Genomic DNA, 20,760 nt, shown 5'->3' with positions numbered 1-20,760 from the left:
CTGGAGCGGTAATTTTCGTAGGCGAAATTTTCGGCCGACTCGAGCAGATGGTGAGGGCGGGATTTTCGCGGGAGTGGATGATCAGTGGCGGACCGGTGGGGGAGGGGCTTTCTGGGGGTGTGCTCAGGCCGCCTATGCGCGCAGCCATGAAACCTGGCACTACTTGGCTGAGCCGTATCTGTTCGCGTGGCCTGGCATCATCTTTTCCGTTCCTCGGCCTCACGGGGCCGGGTGTCCGGTCGAACGTCACCTTGCCGGTTCGCCGGAGCGTTCCGGAAGAGTTCATCTGCCCGGTCCGCGGTGTGAACTGCTGGGTCGGCGCTAGAGGTCTCTCATGGCGGGGGAGTACATCGGTGCGGCGTCCGCCCTGCCCGGGCAGGCGAATCGGCTGCCTGCTACGTCTCGTGCTCTGACCGTGAAGGTTCACCGGGTTTCCGTTCGCTGTGCGGGCCGTACGGGCGGTTGGATGTGACGACATCCAGTCCGGTGTGTGGGGGTGCAGTGGCAGAGCCGGTCACAGTCCACAGACCGACCGACCAAGAAGGGCAGAAGCTTCAACAGATCGTGCGTCGGGGAGCACCAGCCGGGCCGCCCGCCCGGACAGCGCCCCGCCCAGCTCGACCCCGACGCCGCCCCCGAAGCCGAAGTGGCCTGAAGGTCCGCGAGAAGCCTTCGCCCCGCCGGGGGTAATTCGAAGGCGGGCACGGTCCACGGCTGCCTACGCTCTCCCCATGCCAAACTCAGAACTGCAGCGGATCAACTCCTTCCTGTCGACCTTCGCCCGCCGCCAGGCCGCGCGCACCGTCGGCCTTCCGGGCGGGTTCGCCGTATATGACGACGCCTTCGCACATTCCCGCGCGAACAACCAGGTCATCATCGACACGGCCGTTGACTCCGAGGCGCTGCCGGCCATCGCGGAGGAGGCACTGCGGCACCTGCCACACCGACTGATCTCTGTCCTTGACGACGAAGTCGGAACGGCGTGCGCAGAGCCACTGATCCGGGCCGGGTACACCCACTCCACCTATCTGGTCATGCTGCACACAGGCCCGGTGCCGGCCGGCGGACCCGCGGAGGAGATGGACCTCGACGCGATACGTATCCCCCTCACCCGGCGATGGCGAGGCTTCCTTCCGGACGTCGACGACGAGGTCCTACGCCATCTCGTCGACCGACGCGAGGCTCGCCGCCGCGGGGCCGACGTCGTTCACTTCATCGGTGCCCGCACGGAGGAGGGCGAGGTCGCCTCATGGGCCGACCTCTATCTGAACCCGGCAACCGGCACAGCCCAGATCGAGGACCTGATCACCTCGGAGGCCCACCTCAGGCGCGGTTACGCCGATGCCGTCCTGGCCACCGCCTTGCGTCTGGCCGCCGAAAAGGACTGCCGTACCCGATTCCTGACAGCTGATGCGACGGACTGGCCACGACACTGGTACGAGCGCCGCGGCTTCTCCGTCATCGGCCACTCCCACTGCTTCGAACGGAGCTGACCGGCTTCACCTCGCTCCACGAGAACCTGGGCGCCACCCCCGGCGACCGTCTGATCTTCGACGTCTTCGCCGCGCTCGCGGAGTTCATCCGCGAGCGCGGCGTCGCGGGGACGAACGAGGGCCTGGCCGCCGCCCGTGCCCGTGCCCGCGGCCGGACCGGCGGGCGCCCCACAACCACATCTCCGACTTGCGCGAACTACGCGCCTCCCGCGTTCCGTGCCAGCTCGAAGCCAGTACCTCGTAGCTCACGGCGGAGCCGTTGTGGCTTTTGGCCTCACCTCGGCTGGACCCCAACACCGACGCCCGTCACCCGACGTGCTGGCCGCTCAATGCTGCGAGCGCGCCCGGATCCGCAGTGAGAAGGGCATCCGTCGGGGAGGACGGCCCCTGGCCACAGCGGCCTGACCGTCCCGGCGCTGCGGTCATAGGGGCAGACAGCCGGGCCGTCGATCAGCCGGCATGTGCGGCGATGGTCCGTGCGCACTCCATCGACTCGGCACGCGCGGTGTCCACCTCCAGGTCATAGATCATGCCCCGGTGGACCACGTGCGCCTGGGACGCCGCCATCCCGATGACCCGATCACCTCGTGCGACCTCACGGCCTGCGGCAACCGCACTGTCACACCGGACGCCGACCCACAGCACCCGCAGTTCACCCAAAGCCTTCTGCCATCGCTTCTGCGAGTCGGCTCCGCCGAGGAAGACCTCATCGACGATGACCCGGGCACCCGCACGGGCCATCGCGGCGACCCCCTCGATCCATGCCGCTTCCAGCGTCCGGAACTCCGGCCCGACGATCACCTGTCCGTCCGGAGCGAACTCGATCCCGGCATCCGATGCCTGCATGGACGCGGGCATCGCCTGAACCAGCATGTCGGTCCCGAGGGCCAGCCACGGATCCGGCAGGACTGCCTGCAGGCACCGGACGATCCCGGACTTCCCCGAGCTGGAACCACCGTTGAGAACAATCACTTGAGTCATCATCGCGCCACGGTAGAGGCACCGCAGCAATGCTCGAAACGGATTTCCGCGAACGCTGCGCCGCCTGCCCACAACCCGGTCGGAGCACGGGGATCCGCTGCTGTGGGCAAGCACAGCCAGTCGACGGAGCCTTCGCTTGTTGACCAGCGCGGCCGACCGGCAGTCACAGAGCAGCGCGTAGTCGGAGTTGGCCTGCGCACTCACGATTGCCCTCCCACCCGGAGGCGGTCGAGTCGCCCGGACTTCGTCCGGTCAGCCCCTCGCCTCGGCGCAACGACGACGCGCCTCCGCCTGCGCTTTCGATTATTCACCGGCTTGGATCATGACGCCTGCCCGCCGTCGCCCGATCCTCGATATGAGGACCGCGCATCCTGAAACGCGGAGAGCGATTCCCTGGCGGGATTCACATCAGCGGAGGAAGCCTTCGTAATCGTGCTGCTGGAGCTGGCTGTTGATCTGCTTTACGGTTTCCAGACCCACGCCCACGATGATCAGGATGCTTGTGCCGCTGAGGCTGCTGGCACCGCCATAGCTCGCAAAAGCAACCGTTGGTACCAGTGCGATCATCCCCAGGTACAGAGCTCCTGGCCAAGTCATCCGGGTGAGGACATAGCCCAGATACTGAGCGGTGGGGCGGCCGGCTCGGATTCCTGGGATGAAGCCACCGTATTTCTTCATGTTGTCCGCGACTTCCTCGGGGTTGAACGTGATCGACACGTAAAAGAACGCGAAGAATACGGTCAGCAGGAAGTATGCGGCAACGTAGTAGGGGTCGTCACCCGTGACGAAGTTCCGTTCGATCCACGTCTTCCAGCCCGAGGTCGAACTGGAGAACTGTGCGATGAGCGCTGGAAAGTACAGCAGCGACGAAGCGAAAATGACCGGGATGACACCAGCCTGATTGACCTTCAGTGGAATGTACGTGGATGCGTGACCGTAGGATTTCCGGCCGATCACCCGCTTTGTGTACTGCACCGGGATGCGGCGCTGGGCCTGCTCGACGAAGACGACCAAACCCACCATGACGAAACCGACTGCAAGGACGATGCCGAAGTTGATCCAGCCGCCGGCGATCTTGCCTTTCTGCTTGATGACCCACAGCGTGCTGGGCAAAGTGGCTGCGGTCGAGACGAATACCAGGATCGACATGCCATTGCCTACGCCGCGTTCGGTGATCAGCTCGCCGAGCCACATCACGCAGGCTGTACCTGCGGTGATCGTGAGCACCATGGTGACGGTGATGAAGATCGACTTGTCCGGCACGATCTTCGAGGCGACTGGGCAGCCGCTGAACAGGGCGCCGGTCCGGGCGGTTGCGACCAGGCCTGTGCCCTGCAGTACGGCGAGCGCGACCGTGAGGTAGCGGGTGTACTGGGTGATCTTTACCTGCCCCGCCGAACCCTCCTTTTTGAGCGCCTCCAACTTCGGAATGACGACGGTCAGCAACTGGAGGATGATGCTCGCTGTGATGTACGGCAGGATGCCGAGTGCGAACACTGCGATATGTAGCAGTGCCCCTCCGCTGAACAGGTTCAACAGGCCTAGTAGGCGGCTGCTGCCTGCCTGTGTTGCATTGATGCAGGTCTGGACGTTCCCGTAGTTCACTCCAGGGATCGGGATGTGTGCCCCGAAGCGGTACAGGATGATCATGCCGAGTGTGAAGAGCAACTTGTTGCGCAGGTCGGGCGTCCTGAAAACGCGGACGATCGCGGTGAGCAAGGTGCCTCCTTCGCCTCTGCGCCGGCGAGTCAGAGATAGCGGTGTCGAGGGTTGGCCGCATCGGCGATTTCCGAGGGGATCCCGCCGTCGGACATAGCGGATGGCTGCGCTAGTGCGAAGCGTCCCACGATCACAAACTCGTCACCACTTGGGTCGAATTCGACTTGCGTAATCCGGTGAGCAGCCTCAAGAGCATGGGCCTCGCCGTGTTCCTCACCGACACCCCCGAAGGGCGAGTCGGACCCGCCGGATACTGGAGTCCCCCGCGCACGGCGGCCTCACCACCGCGGGTCACGGTGGCCACCAGGAAGACCGCTGCCCTGGAGAGCGGTGTGACGACGGGCGGGACTGCTACCGGGCGACTCCCGCCGGACAATCAGCCGCAAACCGATGGAACAGGACAGCTTGGAGTGTCCGCGCGTGAACCAGGACACAGCCCAGCGGCACGGCGACGCACCCCCGCGGAGGATCTGGTACTGCGCCGAGAGTCGAATGGCGTGCATGGATCAACGGGCATAACCTGCCCGAAAATATCGTTTGTCTCGGACCGCCGCGTGGTCGTGTACCACCAACAGCCCGCGCGCCGGCGCGATGACGATCCCGAGGAGACCTGTCAGCGCCCGGTCCTCGACGAGGGCTCCGGCAGCTGAGGGAGAGGCCAGGTCGGACAGCAGCAGAGCCAGCGGTGTGAGGAAGACGACGCCGAGACAGGGGGGCCTGAGGCAAGTGCCGAAGAGTGACCAGCGGATTCTTCGACTGCGGGTGGTACGCGCGCTGTCCCCCTGCTGACCGAGCAGTACGACCACCGTCGGGGAAGGCCATGGATTGCTGATCCGTGGTGGGTCCGGATCCCGACCCGCTCGCCGAGGTCGTCCGCCACGCGCGACGTGGTGAGGGACGAGGGCGTCGTCGGCTGGTTCGCCCCGCTCGGCGCAAGCGAATCCGGTCCCGCCGTCGACGGCACGGCCTCAGTCCGAGGACTCGGCGGCGGGGGAGCCCGTGGCGCAGACGGGGTCGGGCAAGGCGCTCACCGTGTACGGAGGGCGCCCCGGCGCGGCGTCCAGCTGACTGTTGACGACATAGAGACGGCACCTGTGGCGTGCCAGGGTCGTCGGGAGCTCGAAGCGGCCGTCGGTGATCCGATGGGTCACCGTTCCGGCAGTGAGCTCCTCATTCAGCCGCGCGATGTACACACCGTGGGGAGCCCCATAGTTGAGTACTGCGTACAGCGTGCGTCCGTGCAGGACCATTCCGTCGGGGCCGAAGGAGGCCTCGCCCAGGTCGAGAGCGTTCACAGCCCGGGTGGTGGTGTCGACCCGCCACACCGCTTCGGTGCCGTTCGAGGCGACGAGCAGCGTGCTCCCCGACTCGTCCGCGACGATACCGTTGAGCAGCCAGAACTGCGGGGGGAACTGCGGGAACGCTGACCGGATGTCGAGCCAGGGTTCGAGTGGGCCGAGCGTGCTGCCGTGGAGCTCGGCGCGCAGGACGACGGGGTTGGCCCAGTCCGTCACGTACACGGCGTCCCGAGTGATCACCAGATCGTTGAGGTGGGGCGCGCCGAGCGGACCGTCCGGGGCGGTGCGGGAGACGAGGAGTCGTCCCCGCCGGTCGTGCACGGTCAGTTCCGAGCCGCTGACGGAGAACACCCGGCCGCCGCGGTCCGTGTGCACCCCGAGGGTGCTGGGCCGGTCCTCGATTCCGCGCGCCTCGAAGGGCCGTAGTTCCGGGGAGCCGATGTGCCCCCGGTACAGCGCGCCGGTGCCGTCGGAGGAGACGTACAGGGTGCCGTCCCGGCCGACGTCGATCCCCTCGGGCAGCACACCGGGGGCGCGCGAGACCACGTAGGTGTCGGGCAGGTCCCTGGCCGCCGCAGGTGCCGGTATGGCGGTGACACCGGCCAGCAGGGTGGTGAACACGGCGGCAGAGGTGAGGCGGAATGTGCGTCCACGCATGCGGATCGGCCTTTCAATGAGGTGACGAGGGGGCCAAGCGCCGAGCTTCCGGCCCCGACGGGGACGAGGCCCGGGCCCTCGGGGGGGCCCGGCGTGCGGCCCCGATCGGGCGGGCAGGAACGAGCGTTGAGCCCGGAGCGGATCGACGAGGCGGAGTGCCGGGCCCCCCGTGCGGCCCGGCAGGGTTCAGCGTCGCCCGCGCGCCTGACCGACCGCACACCCTTTCACCCCTGGTGAAAAGGGTGTGGCGAACGGATAATCGGTTCGCGTGATGCGCCTTCACTTCACCGCCGACGACCTCGGTCGGATCACGTTCGCGTCCGCGCCCAACGCGCTGTGGGAGACCGCGCTCAGCGCAAGCTGCCTCCGGGCCGGACGGGCGCCCGGCGTGCGGGTCGCGCCGGATGTGGGGGAGTGGCGCCGTACCTTCGGCGCGGAGGCGGCCCGGCGTGCCGGCGTCCTGCGTGAGCTGCTCCAACCCGACCGTTTCGTACCGGACTTCTTCCTCCAGCCGGAATCCTGCGATCTCGACACCGCGCTCCGACTGGCCTCGGAGACGCCGTCCGAACGGCTCGCCACCGACCTGGGGCTCGCCGCCGAGCCGGGCTGGAACGGCGGCATGACCCGGCCCGGAACCTACGCGCGTGAACTCGCGGCCGGTTCGGACGGAGCACGTCGCGCGCTGGCCAAGGACGCCCGGCGCTATTTCGACACGGCCGTCGGACCGCTGTGGGCGAGAATCCGCGCCGACGCCCTGACGGACCGCGCCCTGCGCTCCGAGATGCTGATGCGCGGGGGCGTGGACGCGCTGCTCACCACCCTGGGCGAGAGCTGGCTCTGGCGGGCACCCACCCTCCACATTCCGTCGCCGTCGTCGTACGACATCCCGCTGTGCGGGCGCGGGTTGCTGCTCGTGCCCTCGTGGTTCGCGATCGTCCCGGGCGTCATGTACCGGCCGCGGGCGTCGACGGTCCTCGTCTACCCCATGCGGCACGGCGACGCGCCGGTCGCGGCTTCGGACACGCTGGGCGCCCTGCTCGGCCGCACCCGCGCGACGGTTCTCGACCAACTCCGCGTCCCCGCAACGACGTCAGGCCTCGCGGAGCGCGTCGGCGTCTCCCTGGCGGCCGCCAGCCAACATGCCGCCGTACTGCGCGGAGCGGGTCTGATCGACACGGCACGGACCGGCATGGCGGTGCTGCACACCCTGACACCCCTCGGACAGGCGCTGCTGGGCGGTCGCGGCTGAACGGCGAAGCCGCGGTGAAGGAGAGGCAGTTGTCCATGTGCCCGGCCGCACCGTGAACCGCATGTCCGGCGACTGCCGCGGCGGGGTCGAGGCCGAGACCGACCAGCAGATCCGGGACCTCGGAGCCGAGTTCGGCGTCGTTGCCGGCGATTGCCGCCTGCCCGGACGCCGACGTGCCGGCCCGGCTGCGGGCCGCCGTGCACCGGGCCGAGCCGGCCGGGGGTGGAGAGGACGACGTGCCGGTCGAGACCGACGGGTTCACCGTCGACCCGGCCGCCAAGGCGCGTTGATGTGGCGAGCGGCCCGCGCACCTGCTGTTCGGTCACGGCCAGCGATCAGCTGTGCTCGCTGTCGTCCGGCCATACGGTGATGTGGTCCTCCTCCAGATCCAGTGCCACCCGGTCGCGCATACCCAGCGCCCTCGTGTACTCGGCGGGCAGCTGGAGGCGGCCGACCCGGTCGAGCATCGCGTACTCGCGGGCCACCAGCGTCTCATGGCCGGTGGTCTCGTCGACCTCGCTGCGGCGCAGGACCTCCGTGGAGGTGCGGCCGTCGCGGATGGCGACCGTGCGGCGGACCTCGGTGGCCACGGCGCGGTCATGGGTGACGATGACGATTGTGGTGCCCAGCTTCTCGTTCGCCGTGCGGAAGGCGGCGAAGATCTGCTGGGCGGTGTGGGAGTCGAGCTCGCCGGTGGGTTCGTCGGCGAGCAGCACCGCCGGGTCGCAGGCGAGGGCCACGGCGATCGCGACCCGCTGCTGCTGACCGCCGGACATCTCATGTGGGCGGCGGTCCCGGCAGTCGGCGACCTGGAGCAACTCCATCAGTTCCAGGGCACGTTCGGTGCGGGCCCGGGAGCGGCGTCGCCCGCCCGCCAGCTGGAGGGGCAGGGCGACGTTCTGGGCCGCGGTGAGATACGGCAGCAGGTTGCGGGAGGTCTGCTGCCAGATAAAGCCGACCACCTTGCGCCGGTAGTGCAGGCGGTCCTTCGCGGTCATGGCCAGCAGGTCGTGGCCGGCCACCCGGGCCGCCCCGGCGGTGGGGGTGTCCAGGCCGGCCAGGATGTTCATCAGGGTGGACTTGCCGCTGCCCGAGGCGCCCACCAGGGCCATGAGTTCGCCCTCGCGGACGAGCAGGTCGAGGCCCTGGAGGGCCTGCACCTCCACGCCGTCCGCCGAGAAGATACGGACCAGACGGTCGCAGGTGATGAGGGCGTCGTGGCCGTAGGCGGGCCGAGCGCGGGTGGCGGTCGCCTTGTCTGCCAGTTCGGCGAGGGTGGGATTCGTCGTCATCGGGCTCCTTGGTCAATGGGGGCCGCGGCCGGCCGGGTGCGCGCCGGGGCTGCCGCGTGCGGGCGAGGGCCGCCAGGGTGGGGGCCGGGGCCGCCGAGGCCGACAAGGTCTGGGGCCGGAGCCACCGGAGCCCCTGGGGTCTGGTGCCGTGACCGGAGGCGCCGAGGCCGCCGGGCTCTGTTGCCGGGGCCGCCGGGGACGGGGTGCGCTGCGCTCCTCACCTCGTGTCACCTGCTCTCAACTCCCGCACCGCTCCTCTTCTCCCCGCCCACCACGCCTGTACGCCGGCGATTCCCACCGTCACCGCCACCACGGCCAGCGCCGGCACCGTCAGCGACCAGGCGTCGGTGTGCAGCGGGGTCTGCTCCAGGGGAGCGACCGAGGGCGGTAGGGCCACTGCGGTCAGGTCCATGCCGGGGGAGAGCAGGCGGATCGCGGCCCAGCCGGTCAGGACGCCGCCCGCCGCGGCGAGCACGGCCTGGGGCAGGGACTCCAGGACGAGCAGGCGGCGGCCCTGCGGACGGGTGAGGCCCATCGTGCGGAGGCGGGCGAGCAGCGCGATGCGCTCGGGAGCGGCGCGCAGGAGTGACAGGAGCAGCGCGAGCACGGCGTAGCCGGCACCTGCCGCCACCGCCGCCGTGTAGAGGTGCTCCACGCCGGACTGGAGGGGGGAGTCGACGTACTGGGCTCTCTCGTCGGCGCGGAGGCCGACCGACACCGCGTCCCCGGCCGCCTCGCGCAGGGCACGGCCGTCCGCTTCCGGGCCCGTCACCAGCAGCGTCGTCGGCCTGGCCGCCGCGGCGCTGAGGCCGGCGCGGTCCACCACCAGGAAGTCGGCGCCCAGCACGGCCGGAGTGATGTCCCGGACGAGGACGATGCGGACGGTGACACTGCTGCCGTCCTCCATGCTGACGGCGAACGGAGCCGAGCCGTGGGCGTCCGCCACGCTCGGGGAGGCCACGGCGGGCAGCACGGCGCCGGCCCCCAGGTCGCCCCGGCCCTTCTTCAACACTCCTTCGGAGAAGGCACCGAGCCCCGTCCGCCTCGTCAGCTCCGCGTAGCCGCCGGGATCCACGCCCACCACTGGCACCGCCTGGCGCCCGTCGTTCGGCTCCGCCCGGTACGCGATGCTCGCCGCCGCCACGTCCCGCACGCCGGAGACCCGGCGCACCCGGTCGGTCAGCCCCGCAGGCAGGGAATCCACCATCGCCTCCAGCCGGACGTCGGCCCCGACGGCGAGGAGCGCCGAGTGGTCCCGGGCCTCGCGGATGCCCGCCAGGACCGAGCCGCCGAACGAGGCCGTGGTGAGGGCGGTGAGCAGGGCGAGCAGCGGCAGCACCGCGGACGCGGAACTGCGGCCGGCCCGGGCCAGGGACAGATGGCTCACCACACCGCGCAGCCGCCCGGCCGGGCCGGCCATGCCACGCAGGGGAAGGGGGTAGAGGCGGACCAGCAGCAGCGCGGCGATCACCCCCACCAGCACGGGCGCCGCCGAGATCAGCTGATCGCCGGACCCGCCGGACGTGCCCTGCCGACGCAGGGTCACCACCGCGGCGGCGGCCACCGCCACCAGCGTCAGCTCCGCGACCGTACGTCGCCGGGACGGTCGTACGGACGTCACGTCCTGGCGGAGCGCGGGGATGCGGACGAGCCGGTGGGCGGCCGCCGCGCGCAGGGGGAGGGCGGCGCAGGCGACGGCCGTGACCGCGAGGGCGGCCAGTACGGCGGGCAGGGCCTGGGCGCCGGGGAGGGCCCGCACCGCCACGGCCAGGCCGAGCGCCCCGGCCGGGACGGCGACCACCGCCGTCTCCGCGAACAGGCGCGCGGCGAGGCCCGGCAGCGAGGCGCCGCGGGCGCGCAGCAGGGCCAGTTCGGTGCGGCGGCGGTCGGCGGCCAGGCCGCCCGCCATCGCCAGGACGACGACGGCGACCGTACCGCTGCCGAACGCCGCGACCAAGATCAGCGCGGAGACGCCGGAGTGCAGACGGGAGTAGGAGGCGAGCACGTCGTCGAGGTCGGTGTCGGCGTCCGTGAGTGGGTCGGTGGCCGTGCGCACCTGCTGAAGGCTGGGACCCGACACCAGGGCGGCGAGCGCGGACTTGAGCGCGCCCAGGTCACGGTGGTGCAGGGTGTTCGGGGCGGGGGCCAGCCGCCAGTAGCGGTAGGGCCGCCCCTCGGTGCCCAGAATCGCGGGGGCGGCCTCGGACGGCAGCAGCAGGGCGCCGAGCCAGTACTGGGGCGATTCCGGGTCGTTGGGCGATACCCGCGTCAGCGCGGGCGTGCGCAGCAGGGTGTCCGTCGCCCAGTAGGCGCCGTCCCGGTCGCGCGGGGCGACGATGCCGGTGACCCGGACGGCGAGCGCGTCCCGACCCGCGCCGGGGACATGCAGGACCGACCCGACCTTGATACGCAGGGTTCTGGCGGTGTCCGCGCTGACCGCCGCCTCCACCTCGGGCGTCGTCGCGGTGACCGTGCCGGACGCGCGTGGCAGACGGCCTTCGCTCAGCCGGGCGTGGTCGGCCAGGCCTGCCTGCGCGACGAGGGCGACCCGGGCGGGCAGCCCGCTCGGCCGGGGCAGCCAGGGCTCGGGCACCTCCTGGTCGACGTTCGTGGCCACGCCGTACGACGACTGGCCGGCGTCGGGGACGAAGGGGCGCCGGACCGTGCCGAGGATGCTGGCGTACTGGCGCTTCACGGTGGCGGGGCGCAGTGCCTGCTCGCGCTGGTCCTGCGGCAGGTTCGGCAGGGGCGCCGGGGCGGACAGACGGACGACGCTCCGGGAGTGGGGCACCTTTTCGACGGACTGGCGCAGGCCCGCGTCCTCGTACCGCTCCAGCGCGCGCGGGAACGCGGCGGCCAGGCAGGCGGTCACCGCCACCAGCAGCGCGAGGGCGAGAGCGGCACCGGGGGCCGACCGCAGACGGGTGCGGACCCAGGGGGCGGTGGCACGGTTCACGCGCCTGAACGGGATCACCATGTCACTCAGTCCCCTCCCGCAGCACCTGCACCGGATCGGCCTGTCGCACCGCCAGCAGCGCCACGACGACGACCGGGACGGCGGCCACGGCCGCCAGCAGCGCGGCCACCCGCAGCGGTGGTAGTTCCACCAGCAGATCCGGCACCGGACGGGTGGCCTCGCCGGTCAGGACGATGAGCGGCAGCACCGCTCGGGTCAGGGCGATGCCCAGGCCCGTGCCCACGGCCAGCGCCAGCGCGACCAGGACGCCGTGCTCGGCGGCGACGGCACGGGCCAGCCGGCGGCGTGGGGCACCCAGGGCACGCAGGACCGCGAACTCGGCGTTCCGCTCCCGCAGCGCCCCTGCCGCGCTCACCGCGAACCCGAGCGCGGCCAGCACCGTCGCCGCCCCGGCCACCGCGGTGAACGCGGCCTGCGGGCCCGCCCCGAACGGGTCGTCGCGCAGCTCGGCGGCGATCTCGTCACGCACGACGATCTGCCCGGGATCGAGGTCGGGCCGGGCGCGCAGAGCGGTGGCGATGCCCGCGCTGTCCGAGGGCGAGTCCGGCCGCAGCCACCACTCGGTGGGCGCGAGGGCGGCCCCGTAGCGCGCCTGGAGGACCCGGTTCACGGCGTGCAGATCGACGAGCACCGCGCCGCCGTCACCGTCTCCCTCCTCGCCCTGGGCCGTCGGCAGTTGCCGTACGGCGCGCACGATCCGCAGGGGCACGATTTGTCCCTTGAAGGCGATGTCCATCGTCTGACCGGGGCGGGCGCCGGCGGAGGCGAGGAAGCGGTCGGTGGCGAGGGCGGCCACCGCGGTGGTCCTGGGCTGTGGCACCTGCATGCGCAGCGTCAGTGACGGGCTGAGCCAGGACTGGTCGGACGGGACGTAGCCCGTGCCGTACACCACGGCCGGGTGCGCGGCGGCGCGGACGCGCGGGCGGGTCGGCGAGGTTCCGGGGTCGGCCGAGGCCTGCTCGTCGGTGTCGGAGGCCGCCGTCCAGGACGTCGGCAGGGGCACCCGCTGTGCCGTGCCGGCGGCGGTCGTCGCGGTCAGGGCGTCGAGGGTCAGGGTGTGCTGTTCGGCGTGGGGGGACGGCACGGGCAGCACGAGCTCCACCCCGGTGAACGTCAACGGGCCGTGGTTGCTCGGCAGTTCGACGGACAGTTGGTGCGGGCGCCCGTCGACGGGGAGGCGACCGGACGGCAACGGGTACGGGACGCCGTGGTCGTCCTCCAGCGTCTGGGTCACGGTCGCCGCGGTCTCCGTGTCCCGCACCGAACCGAGCAGGGTCGCCGTCAGCGTCAGCCGGGTCGCCCCGGCGGGCACGCGCGCCCCCGCCGACTTACCCGACGGACCCAGCCCCGCCAGCAGCCGATCCGTCGGGGCGGGCGCCAGGTCGGGGCGCAGCAGGACGGTGTCCGCCGCGTGCGCGGTGTCCAGCGCCAGCACCGTCGCCGTGTGGTCGCCGGACAGCGGCACGGTCGTCCGCACGGCGGGGGCGGCCTCGCGCACATGGGGCACGGCCGCGTAATCCTGCGTACGGCCGAGCTCGCCTTCGCCCGCGCCCAGGACCCGCACCGGTGCGCCCGCCGCGAAGTCGGCCTGGTCGTTCTGCGAGCGCTCCCAGGAGGAGCCCTGGCCGATCGCCAGTACGCCGAGCGCGACGGCCAGGACGAGCAGCAGCAGGGGACCGGCGCCGCGCCCCGGGCGGCGGCTGAGCTGCCAGCCGGCCAGCGCCGCGGCCAGCCCCCGCCCGCCCGTCGCCCGGCGCTCGGCGAGCCGGGCGGCCGACGGCAGCAGACGCAGCGTCAGAACCGCGCCGGCCAGCAGCGCGAGGGCGGGCGCGGCGACCAGCAGCGGGTCGATGCCCAGGGCGCCGGTCGTGTCCGCGCTCACCGCGCCCGACGTGCGGCGGTTCAGCTGCCAGTAGGCGACCCCGGCCACCGCCACCAGCCCCAGGTCCGCCCCGGCCCGCAAAGGAGCGGGCAGGGCGCGGGCGCGGGACGTGCGGAACCCGGTCGACGCGACCGCCGGCAGGGTCACCGCCAGCGCGCACCCCAGCGCCACGCCGGCCGCCGTCAGCCACACCCCGAGCCCTCCGCCGGCCGGCACTTCCAGCTCCAGTCCGAGCTGGGCCAGCGCCCCCTGCCCGGCCAGCAGCCGGGTCAGCGGGCCTGCCAGCAGCGGGGCGATCAGCAGCGCGGGCCCGGCCAGCAGCAGCGCCTCCCGGGCGGCGAGACCGGCGAGGACGGCGCGGGAGGCGCCGCGTGCGCGCAGCAGCCGGGTCTCGCCGGTGCGTTCGGCGGCGAGCAGTCGGGCCACGAGCAGCAGCGCGCAGGCCGCGAGCAGGGCGAGTTGGAGGGCGACGATCAGGAGGGTGGAGCGGGAGACGAGCAGGGAGCGCTCGACCCGGTCGAGGACCTCGGGGAGAGCGGTGCTCGCGGTCGTCCCGCCCTTGCTGTCGTCCCCGGTGGGCAGCTTGAGCAGGGCGGCCGGCCCGGTGCGCGCGGAGGTGCGCAGGGCGTCGATGCGGTCGGCGGTGAGGCTGGCGAAGTCGGCGGAGGCGAGCCACGCCGACCGGCCGGCGCTCACCCGGCCGCCGGTGACGACGGAGGGCGCCGTCAGCAGGGGGCCGTAGGTGGTGAAACTGGCCTTCCGTACGCCCCGACCGCTCAGTTCGTCCAGCAGCCAGTAGGGGGAGGCCGGCTCGGCGGGCCGGTACACGCCGGTGACGAGGATCCGCACGGGCGGCCCGTCGAGCCGGTCGGTGACGGTGAGGCGGGCGCCCGGTGCCAGCCGCAGCCGCCGCGCGGCGGTTTCGGGCATCGCCACCTCGACGTCCGGCGTGCCCGCGCGAGGCAGGCGCCCCTCGCTGAGCCGCACCTGCGTGGAGTCGAGCGCCGCGAAGTGCGTGAGGTCGGGCTTGTCGCCGGGCCGGTTGGCTGTGGCCCGGGCGGTTCCGGCGTGAGTGGTTGCGGGCAGGGCGTACGGGCCGGAGCGCACCAGTGTCCGCACGGTCACCGGCAGCCCGTCGAAGGTACGGCGTGCTCCGTCGCGTACGGCGGTGTCGGCGGCCCGGCGACGATCGGCCGCCGCCACCTCGGCCTTGACGACCAGCGCGGCATCGGCGGCGTTGCGCGGCTCGGCCAGCGAGTGGCGCAGGGCCGCGTCGCCGATCGCGGTCGAGTAGGCGGCCAGGGCCGCCAGCACGGACGTGGTCAGCAGGACCGTGACGAGCGCAGCGATGATCAGCGGGCGATGCGCCTGCGCCCTCGCCAGGACGAGCGTGGCACGCCCCGACCGCACCCTGAAACGCCCCCCGTACGCCGTCACCCGGCTTCCCCCAAGCCTCTGTTGTCACTGGTGCCCAGAACTCCCGGTGATTTTGTCAGACCGGATGCGGTGGGGTCAGCGATGTTGAAGCGGGCTTGATCGGATTGTGACCGGAAATCGGAGTTCTACGACCGGAATCCGCGCTGTGGAGCGCAGACTCCGGCGCGTTGATCATCGACGCCGCCGCGTACGTCAGGTAGCTCCACGGCGCCGTCCTGTGCTCCTCGGACAGGCCGAGCTCCTCGACGGCGATCCGCGTGTGCCGCAGCCACGGGTCGTGCGCGGCCGGTCGACCACGAAGGGGGCGTGCCGCATGCGCAGCCGGGGATGGCCGCGGTTCACGCTGTACGTCGTCGGACCGCCCCCGTACTGCATGAGGAACAGCGCCAGCCGCTCCTCGGCCGGACCGAGGTCCTCCTCGGGATACATCGCCCGCACGACCCGGCGCCCGCGGGCCGATGCGCTCGCGCTTCCTGACGCTGCGCGTGCCGCCCGCCGGGCCGGCTGCGTCCCGGCCCGGGCCGCGAGGGAAGTGACCCAGCCCGGGGCTGCGTCCCCAGCTTCCGCCCCGGAAGGTTTGATTCGCTCCGGCATTTCGCCCGAGTCGTGAGTCCTTCCTCACGGGCTGCGAGGGCGCCGAGCCGACATGCGAGGCGATCGGTCAGATTCTGTCCTATGGCGTCGGAGTGGCGCTGAGCCCGTTCCCGATCGTCGGTGTGGTGCTGATGCCCGGAACACCCAGGGCGCGCTCCAACGGGCCGGCGCTGCTCCTGGGACGGGTCCTGGGCCTGGCCCTGGTCGGCACGATCGTGCTGCTCGTCTCCGGCGGCGCGGGCCCGAGCGAGCAGGGGCAGCCGGGTGCGCGCGATCGTCGCCGCGACGATCACGAGCAGCAGGTTCTTCGGGTTGAGGGCGGACAGTGCCACTCGGCCAGGCCTACGGCGTCGCCGTAGGCCCGATTTCATCGCCGCGGTCGCGGCGATGCTCGGGGTGATGGCCTTCGACACGTTGCCCGGCCTCTTCATCGGCATCGGCGTCTCCCTGCTTCTGCTCCTGTACCGCTCCTCGCGCCCGGTCATCAGCGAACTGGGGCAGCTGCCCGGGAACGGACACTTCGCCGCGCTCGACAGGCACGCGGACAGCCGCAGGATCCCGGGCCTTCCGCCCGCTGCGCAGACGCGGGTGCGTGATCACTGACTTGCGCTCGGAAGGTTCGATACGTGGCCCGACAGCTCGCCCGCGGCATGGGGTCCTTCTTCAAGGACTGCGGTTGCGCTCCTGCTCGTCGATCCCGCACAGGAGCACATCGACGGTGGCCGCCTCGGGTTCGGCGGCGTAGGCGTGGAGCAGTTTCGCCAGCAGTTCGCAGGACGCGCCGGCTTGGTCAGCCCCGTGGCGGTCACGCCGACACACCATTCGGCCCTGCTCTCGCGGCAGCGCGGTTTCCCCGGCGTTCTCCAGCCCCAGCAGCACCTGTTTGGACAACGGCGGCCGATCGTACGGCTCGTCGCCGATCAGGGTGAGGGACCCGGTGAAGCCCCGGTTGCGCAGGGTCCCCGCCGCACGCAGGCCGGCCAGCGAGGCACCGGCGACAACGGCAGCAGCGTCAGACGTAGCCCTTGCGCTGCACGAGGCCCAGGGCCAGGGCGCCCAGCGGGACGTTCAGCCAGAACGTGAGCAGCCGGTAGACGAGCACGGCCGAGGTGGCTGCGCCGGCTGCCACGCCGAGCGCGGTCAGACCGGCGATGAGGCCGGCTTCGAGGGCGCCCAGTCCGCCGGGGACGGGAGCCGCGTTGGCGACGAGGCGTGCCGCCATGTAGACGGCACCGGCCTGGACGAAGGGAAGCTCGCCGCCGAACGCGCGCACGCTCAGTGCGAGTCCGACGACCTGGATGAGGGGCAGACCGAGCGCGCCGGTGACGAGGAGGGCCAGCTTGGCGGGGTCGGACGCGATTCCGGTCAGGGTCGACGAGGCCGCGCGCAGGAACGGCCACACCTTCTCGCGCAGGAACCGCCGGCCGGGTGGGGTGACACCGAGCAGACCCCCGGCCGCGAGGGCCAGGGCGATGGCCGGCAGCACATACCGGCCTGCGGGCAGGTGCAGGTGCACTCCGGAGTGGTGCCGTCCGGCCCAGGCGAAGAACCCGGCGGCGAGCACGGCGTTGGAGACGGCGCCGGCCAGACTCTGCAGCCCGACGGAGGCCGTGGCGGCCCCGGTCTCGATCCCCGTCTTCTGCAGGTAGCGCAGGTTGAGCGCCATGCCGCCGACGTTGCTCGGGGTGATCCGGTTCAGGAACGAACTGGCGAACTGCACCTCGTACGTAGGGCCGAATGGCAGCCTGGCCGGAATGGTGCCCAATTGCAGGCAGGTCGAGAACGCCTGGGAAATGAAGGTGACGGGCAGTACGGCGAGCACCCACCACCAGTTGGCGTTGCCGCATCGTGGACGGCCTTCTGGACGACATGCAGGGAAAGTCCCGGATCGATGCCGTCGACGAGTTCGCCTACCCCCTGCCGGTGACCGTGATCTGCAAGGTCCTGGGCGTGCCGCTGGAAGACGAGCCACGCTTCCACAGCTGGATCGAGACGGCCCTGGACGCTTTGGACTTCGGCCCCGAGGCTGCCTCCGATGAGATGCAGAGCCGACTGGCCGGGGGGCGCCGGGCCGTGAAGGAGTTCGGGCAGTTCACAGCTGAGCTGCTCGACCGGTACGACCGGCAGCCCGGCCCGGGCATGCTCTCGGCGATGGTGAACGAGGACGGCCCGGAGGGCGGGATGTCCAAGGGCGTGCTCGTGAGCAATGCCTTGCTCCTGATCTTCGCCGGGCATGAAACCACGGTCAATCTCATCGCCCACAGCGTGCTCACCCTGCTGCGGCACCCCGACGCGCTCGAGAAGCTGCGCCGCCGGCCCGAGCTGATCGTGCCCGGGGTCGAGGAGTTGCTGCGCTTCGAGTCGTCGGTCCAGTTCTGGCACACCCGCTCCGCCGTGGAAGACATCGACATCGCGGGCACCACCATCCCGAAGGGCGCGCCGATCTTCCTGGCGTACGGCTCGGCGAACCGCGACCCGAAGCGGTTCGCCAACCCCGACGAGCTTGACCTTGAACGCCGGGACAACCAGCACCTCGGATTCAGCCAGGGCATCCACTTCTGCTTCGGCGCTCCGCTCGCGCGGCTCGAGGTCCAGGTCGCGGTCGGCGAGTTCGTCCGTCGGGTGGAAAACCCCCGGCTCGTAGAGGACCCACCGCCGTACCGCCACAACCAGATCTTCCGCGGCCCGCGCCACGTCCTGGTCGACATCGACGGGATCCGCGACTGAATCGGCGTGCTAAAGGATCGCTATGCGAGCTTTTCAACTGGTCGGATGGCAGCAACCGCCCGAGCTGCGCGAGGTGCCGGTGCCCGGGCCCGGGCCGGGGCAGGTCCTGGTGAAGGTCGGGGGTGCCGGTGCGTGCCACTCGGATCTGCACATCATGGAGGCACAGGACCACCACCCGGGTTCGCCACGGAACTGCCCTTCACGCTCGGCCATGAGAATGCGGGATGGGTGGAGAGGCTGGGACCGGGTGTCACCGGTTTCGCGCCCGGAGACCCTGTGATGATCTACGGTCCCTGGGGCTGTGGGGTGTGCGCCAACTGCCGGGAGGGCCGGGAGAACTACTGCCAGAAGGTCAGTGGTCGGGGCGGGGGCCTGGGAGGCGGTCACGACGGCGGAATGGCGGAGTACCTGCTGGTCCCGGCGGCGCGATTTCTGATCCCGCTGGGCACCCTCGACCCCCGCCAGGCCGCCCCGCTCAGCGACGCGGGGCTGACCAGCTATCACGCCGTCAAGCGATCGCTGCACCTGCTGGGGCCGGGCTCGACCGCGGTGGTGATCGGGGCGGGCGGTCTGGGCCAGATGGCCGTCCAGATGGTGCGAGCGCTCAGCGCGGCGACCACCGTCGTCGCCGTGGACACCGATGCCGGCAAGCTGGAAACCGCCAAGCGCATGGGCGCGGACGAGGTGCTGCTCTCGGGCGAGGAGGCGGTCACGCGCATCAAGGACATGACGGGGCAGCAGGGCGCTCAGCTCGTGCTGGACATGGTCGGCATAGACCCGACTCTGCGCATGGCTGCTCAGGTGGCCAGGGTGCTCGGCCACCTGACCATCGTCGGTCTCGGAGGCGGAGCCCTGCCCGTCAACTTCTCGAGCCCGCCGCACGAGTGCTCGGTCGCCTCGCCCTACTGGGGCTTCCTTCCCGAACTGATGGAAGTGATCACCCTCGCCACAGCAGCAAAAGATCAAGATGTTGGTCGAGCACTTCCCCTTGGAACGCGCCAACGAGGCATACCAGCTCCTGCAAGACGGCAAGATCCAAGGCCGTGCCGTCATCACCCCCCACCCGTGAGTACTGTCATCAAGGTGACGACCGGGCTGGTGCCGTGGGCCGTAACTTTCGGAGGAGACGTCATGGAGGCGGTGGCCGGTGTGATCGCTGGACCGGGCCGGTGGCGGACGGCACAGTCAGCAGCGGGCGTGGTGACGGCAGGTGTGTCGGTGCCGGGGACTGTGACGTGCGCCGGGCTGACGAACGCGGCCTGTCGGTGCTTGCCATGACCGAGAACGCGTTCCGACCGGTGACAGCTGCGCGGCGGCCGTTTCTGATCGTGAATCCCCGTTCGGGAGGAGGGAAGGCGAGCCGGTTCAGGATCGCGGAAAACGCCCGTGCCTTGGGGGCTCAGGTTCTCCTGCTCGATCCTTCCCGGCCCCAGGACCTCGCGACTGTCGCCCGACGCGCGGTGGATGACGGTGCGGATCTGCTGGGGGTGGCCGGGGGGGACGGCACGCAGGCACTTGTCGCCGGGGTTGCCGCAGAGAGGGGTCTTCCTTTCGTGGTCATTCCGGCCGGTACGCGCAACCACTTCGCGATGGACCTCGGCCTGGACCGTGAGGACCCTTCGGCCGCGCTGGACGCCCTCACGGACGGCGTCGAGCTGTGTGTGGATCTCGGGTTCGCCGGCGAGCGAGTGTTCGTCAACAATGTGTCGTTCGGTGCCTATGCCGCTCTCGTGCAGGACCCTGCCTATCGGGACGACAAGATCGGCACCGTGGTGCGGATCCTCCCGGAATTCCTGGCCCGCCACGAGGGCCCGGAGCTGGTGGTACACGCCGGGCTGCTCACGGCGGACCGGCCGGATGCCGTGCTGGTGAGCAACAACCCCTACCGGGTCGATGACCCGGCCGGGCTCGGCAGACGTGCGCAGCTGGACTCCGGGCTCCTGGGCGTACTGGCCGCCAGGGCGGAGACGCCCGCCGAGACGGCCGCCCGGCTGCGAGGTGGGCAGACGCACGGCCTGACCAATCTGGCCACCTCTGAGGAGGTTGTCGTCGATGCCGACGTCCCGGTCGTCCCCGTCGGGCTGGACGGTGAAGCCGTCACCCTGCCCAATCCCGTGCGGTGCCGGATCAGTCCCCGAACCCTACGGGTACGGGTTCCCCGCCATCGGCCGGGCGCCGCGCCCGCCGGGCGGCCGCCCAGCTGGGGCACCATCCGGCGGTTGGCCTCGGCTGTCGGGCGAACCGTTCACGACCGTCATACCGGCTGACCGAAGCCGAACCGGGCAGAGCGCAGACTCCCCGGCCACCACGTGTGCACACAGCGCGCGGCCCTGGCGGGCGAGGCGCAGTAAGTTTCAGACGGACCGGGCAGATGCGGGATCAGTCGCGATCGTGGTGGACGGCGGTGATCCGGAGTGGTGCGGAGCGGGCGGCGGACGCCGGAGCGATCGTTGT

Annotated in this window: 14 protein-coding genes and 4 pseudogenes; 8 read left to right on the top strand and 10 right to left on the bottom strand. The window is 71.3% G+C overall.

From position 1 onward, the window contains the following. The first annotated feature begins 731 nt into the window (after positions 1-731). Positions 732-1,493, top strand: coding sequence for a GNAT family N-acetyltransferase (locus AB0I23_RS07675; RefSeq protein ID WP_359107786.1), 762 nt, complete (start codon positions 732-734; stop codon positions 1,491-1,493). Positions 1,494-1,943: 450 nt separating this feature from the next. Here the strand turns inward: AB0I23_RS07675 and cpt are convergent, their stop codons facing one another. The 3 genes from cpt to AB0I23_RS07655 form a co-directional block, all read right to left on the bottom strand. Continuing rightward, on the bottom strand, positions 1,944-2,477 hold the full coding sequence (cpt, locus tag AB0I23_RS07665) for a chloramphenicol phosphotransferase CPT (protein WP_359107784.1): 534 nt from the start codon (positions 2,475-2,477) through the stop codon (positions 1,944-1,946). A 405-nt stretch (positions 2,478-2,882) separates the two neighbouring features. Further along, positions 2,883-4,193 (bottom strand): preprotein translocase subunit SecY, encoded by a 1,311-nt coding sequence (secY, locus tag AB0I23_RS07660; RefSeq protein ID WP_359107782.1) that lies wholly within the window; start codon positions 4,191-4,193, stop codon positions 2,883-2,885. A 968-nt stretch (positions 4,194-5,161) separates the two neighbouring features. Then, on the bottom strand, positions 5,162-6,148 hold the full coding sequence (locus AB0I23_RS07655) for a hypothetical protein (RefSeq protein ID WP_359107780.1): 987 nt from the start codon (positions 6,146-6,148) through the stop codon (positions 5,162-5,164). A 271-nt stretch (positions 6,149-6,419) separates the two neighbouring features. Between AB0I23_RS07655 and AB0I23_RS07650 the strand changes: the two genes are divergently transcribed. Both AB0I23_RS07650 and AB0I23_RS07645 read left to right on the top strand, forming a co-directional pair. Beyond that, positions 6,420-7,397 (top strand): ArsR/SmtB family transcription factor, encoded by a 978-nt coding sequence (locus tag AB0I23_RS07650; protein WP_359108026.1) that lies wholly within the window; start codon positions 6,420-6,422, stop codon positions 7,395-7,397. 140 nt (positions 7,398-7,537) lie between these two features. After that, a complete protein-coding gene (locus tag AB0I23_RS07645) occupies positions 7,538-7,687 on the top strand; it encodes a hypothetical protein (protein WP_436846891.1) in 150 nt (49 codons plus the stop codon). A 45-nt stretch (positions 7,688-7,732) separates the two neighbouring features. Here AB0I23_RS07645 and AB0I23_RS07640 read toward each other — a convergent pair whose 3' ends face one another. The 4 genes and pseudogenes from AB0I23_RS07640 to AB0I23_RS07625 all read right to left on the bottom strand — a co-directional run. Next, positions 7,733-8,689, bottom strand: a complete 957-nt coding sequence (locus AB0I23_RS07640; protein WP_359107778.1) for an ABC transporter ATP-binding protein — start codon at positions 8,687-8,689, stop codon at positions 7,733-7,735. A gap of 217 nt (positions 8,690-8,906) precedes the next feature. Beyond that, on the bottom strand, positions 8,907-11,666 hold the full coding sequence (locus AB0I23_RS07635) for an FtsX-like permease family protein (protein ID WP_359107776.1): 2,760 nt from the start codon (positions 11,664-11,666) through the stop codon (positions 8,907-8,909). Between the two features lies 1 nt (position 11,667). Beyond that, entirely contained in the window at positions 11,668-14,985 is a 3,318-nt protein-coding gene (locus tag AB0I23_RS07630) for an FtsX-like permease family protein (protein ID WP_359107774.1), read from the bottom strand. 160 nt (positions 14,986-15,145) lie between these two features. Then, positions 15,146-15,426 (bottom strand): annotated as a pseudogene (locus tag AB0I23_RS07625) (globin); the annotation flags it as partial. Between the two features lie 215 nt (positions 15,427-15,641). Between AB0I23_RS07625 and AB0I23_RS07620 the strand changes: the two are divergent. Both AB0I23_RS07620 and AB0I23_RS07615 read left to right on the top strand, forming a co-directional pair. Further along, positions 15,642-15,938 (top strand): GAP family protein, encoded by a 297-nt coding sequence (locus AB0I23_RS07620; protein ID WP_359108024.1) that lies wholly within the window; start codon positions 15,642-15,644, stop codon positions 15,936-15,938. 40 nt (positions 15,939-15,978) lie between these two features. Further along, positions 15,979-16,182 carry a hypothetical protein gene (locus AB0I23_RS07615; RefSeq protein WP_359107772.1) on the top strand — a complete coding sequence of 68 codons (204 nt, stop codon included), beginning with the start codon at positions 15,979-15,981 and terminating at the stop codon, positions 16,180-16,182. Positions 16,183-16,242: 60 nt separating this feature from the next. On the opposite strand, the gene AB0I23_RS07610 is transcribed toward AB0I23_RS07615, so the two are convergent. The 3 genes and pseudogenes from AB0I23_RS07610 to AB0I23_RS07600 all read right to left on the bottom strand — a co-directional run. Beyond that, complete coding sequence (locus tag AB0I23_RS07610) at positions 16,243-16,401, bottom strand: hypothetical protein (protein WP_359107770.1); 159 nt, start codon at positions 16,399-16,401, stop codon at positions 16,243-16,245. After that, positions 16,356-16,563: pseudogene (locus AB0I23_RS07605) on the bottom strand (FAD-dependent oxidoreductase); the annotation flags it as partial. The gene AB0I23_RS07610 and the pseudogene AB0I23_RS07605, both read right to left, overlap by 46 nt. Before the next feature lie 28 nt (positions 16,564-16,591). Further along, positions 16,592-17,404, bottom strand: a pseudogene (locus AB0I23_RS07600) (lysylphosphatidylglycerol synthase transmembrane domain-containing protein); the annotation flags it as partial. A 23-nt stretch (positions 17,405-17,427) separates the two neighbouring features. On the opposite strand from AB0I23_RS07600, the gene AB0I23_RS07595 reads away from it, so the two are divergent. From AB0I23_RS07595 to AB0I23_RS07585, 3 genes and pseudogenes are all read left to right on the top strand, one after another. Beyond that, entirely contained in the window at positions 17,428-18,306 is an 879-nt protein-coding gene (locus AB0I23_RS07595; RefSeq protein WP_359107768.1) for a cytochrome P450, read from the top strand. A gap of 22 nt (positions 18,307-18,328) precedes the next feature. Further along, positions 18,329-19,375, top strand: a pseudogene (locus tag AB0I23_RS07590) (NAD(P)-dependent alcohol dehydrogenase). 205 nt (positions 19,376-19,580) lie between these two features. After that, a complete protein-coding gene (locus tag AB0I23_RS07585) occupies positions 19,581-20,573 on the top strand; it encodes a diacylglycerol/lipid kinase family protein (protein WP_436846890.1) in 993 nt (330 codons plus the stop codon). Positions 20,574-20,760: the final 187 nt, after the last annotated feature.

The sequence above is a fragment of the Streptomyces atratus genome, from assembly GCF_040655115.1.
In the GTDB taxonomy this organism is placed as follows: Bacteria; Actinomycetota; Actinomycetes; order Streptomycetales; family Streptomycetaceae; genus Streptomyces; species Streptomyces atratus_D.
Note: the sequence above shows the minus strand (reverse complement) of the source record. Positions and strands in the feature narration are given on the sequence as shown.

What these genes read in the sequence shown, in the direction of transcription:
- AB0I23_RS07615 (WP_359107772.1), top strand. Translation starts at nt 15,979, where the DNA reads ATGGCCTTCGACACGTTGCCCGGCCTCTTCATCGGCATCGGCGTCTCC.
- AB0I23_RS07650 (WP_359108026.1), top strand. Translation starts at nt 6,420, where the DNA reads ATGCGCCTTCACTTCACCGCCGACGACCTCGGTCGGATCACGTTCGCG.
- AB0I23_RS07675 (WP_359107786.1), top strand. Translation starts at nt 732, where the DNA reads ATGCCAAACTCAGAACTGCAGCGGATCAACTCCTTCCTGTCGACCTTC.
- AB0I23_RS07640 (WP_359107778.1), bottom strand. Translation starts at nt 8,689, where the DNA reads ATGACGACGAATCCCACCCTCGCCGAACTGGCAGACAAGGCGACCGCC.
- AB0I23_RS07610 (WP_359107770.1), bottom strand. Translation starts at nt 16,401, where the DNA reads ATGGTGTGTCGGCGTGACCGCCACGGGGCTGACCAAGCCGGCGCGTCC.
- cpt (WP_359107784.1), bottom strand. Translation starts at nt 2,477, where the DNA reads ATGATGACTCAAGTGATTGTTCTCAACGGTGGTTCCAGCTCGGGGAAG.
- AB0I23_RS07585 (WP_436846890.1), top strand. Translation starts at nt 19,581, where the DNA reads ATGACCGAGAACGCGTTCCGACCGGTGACAGCTGCGCGGCGGCCGTTT.
- AB0I23_RS07655 (WP_359107780.1), bottom strand. Translation starts at nt 6,148, where the DNA reads ATGCGTGGACGCACATTCCGCCTCACCTCTGCCGCCGTGTTCACCACC.
- AB0I23_RS07635 (WP_359107776.1), bottom strand. Translation starts at nt 11,666, where the DNA reads ATGGTGATCCCGTTCAGGCGCGTGAACCGTGCCACCGCCCCCTGGGTC.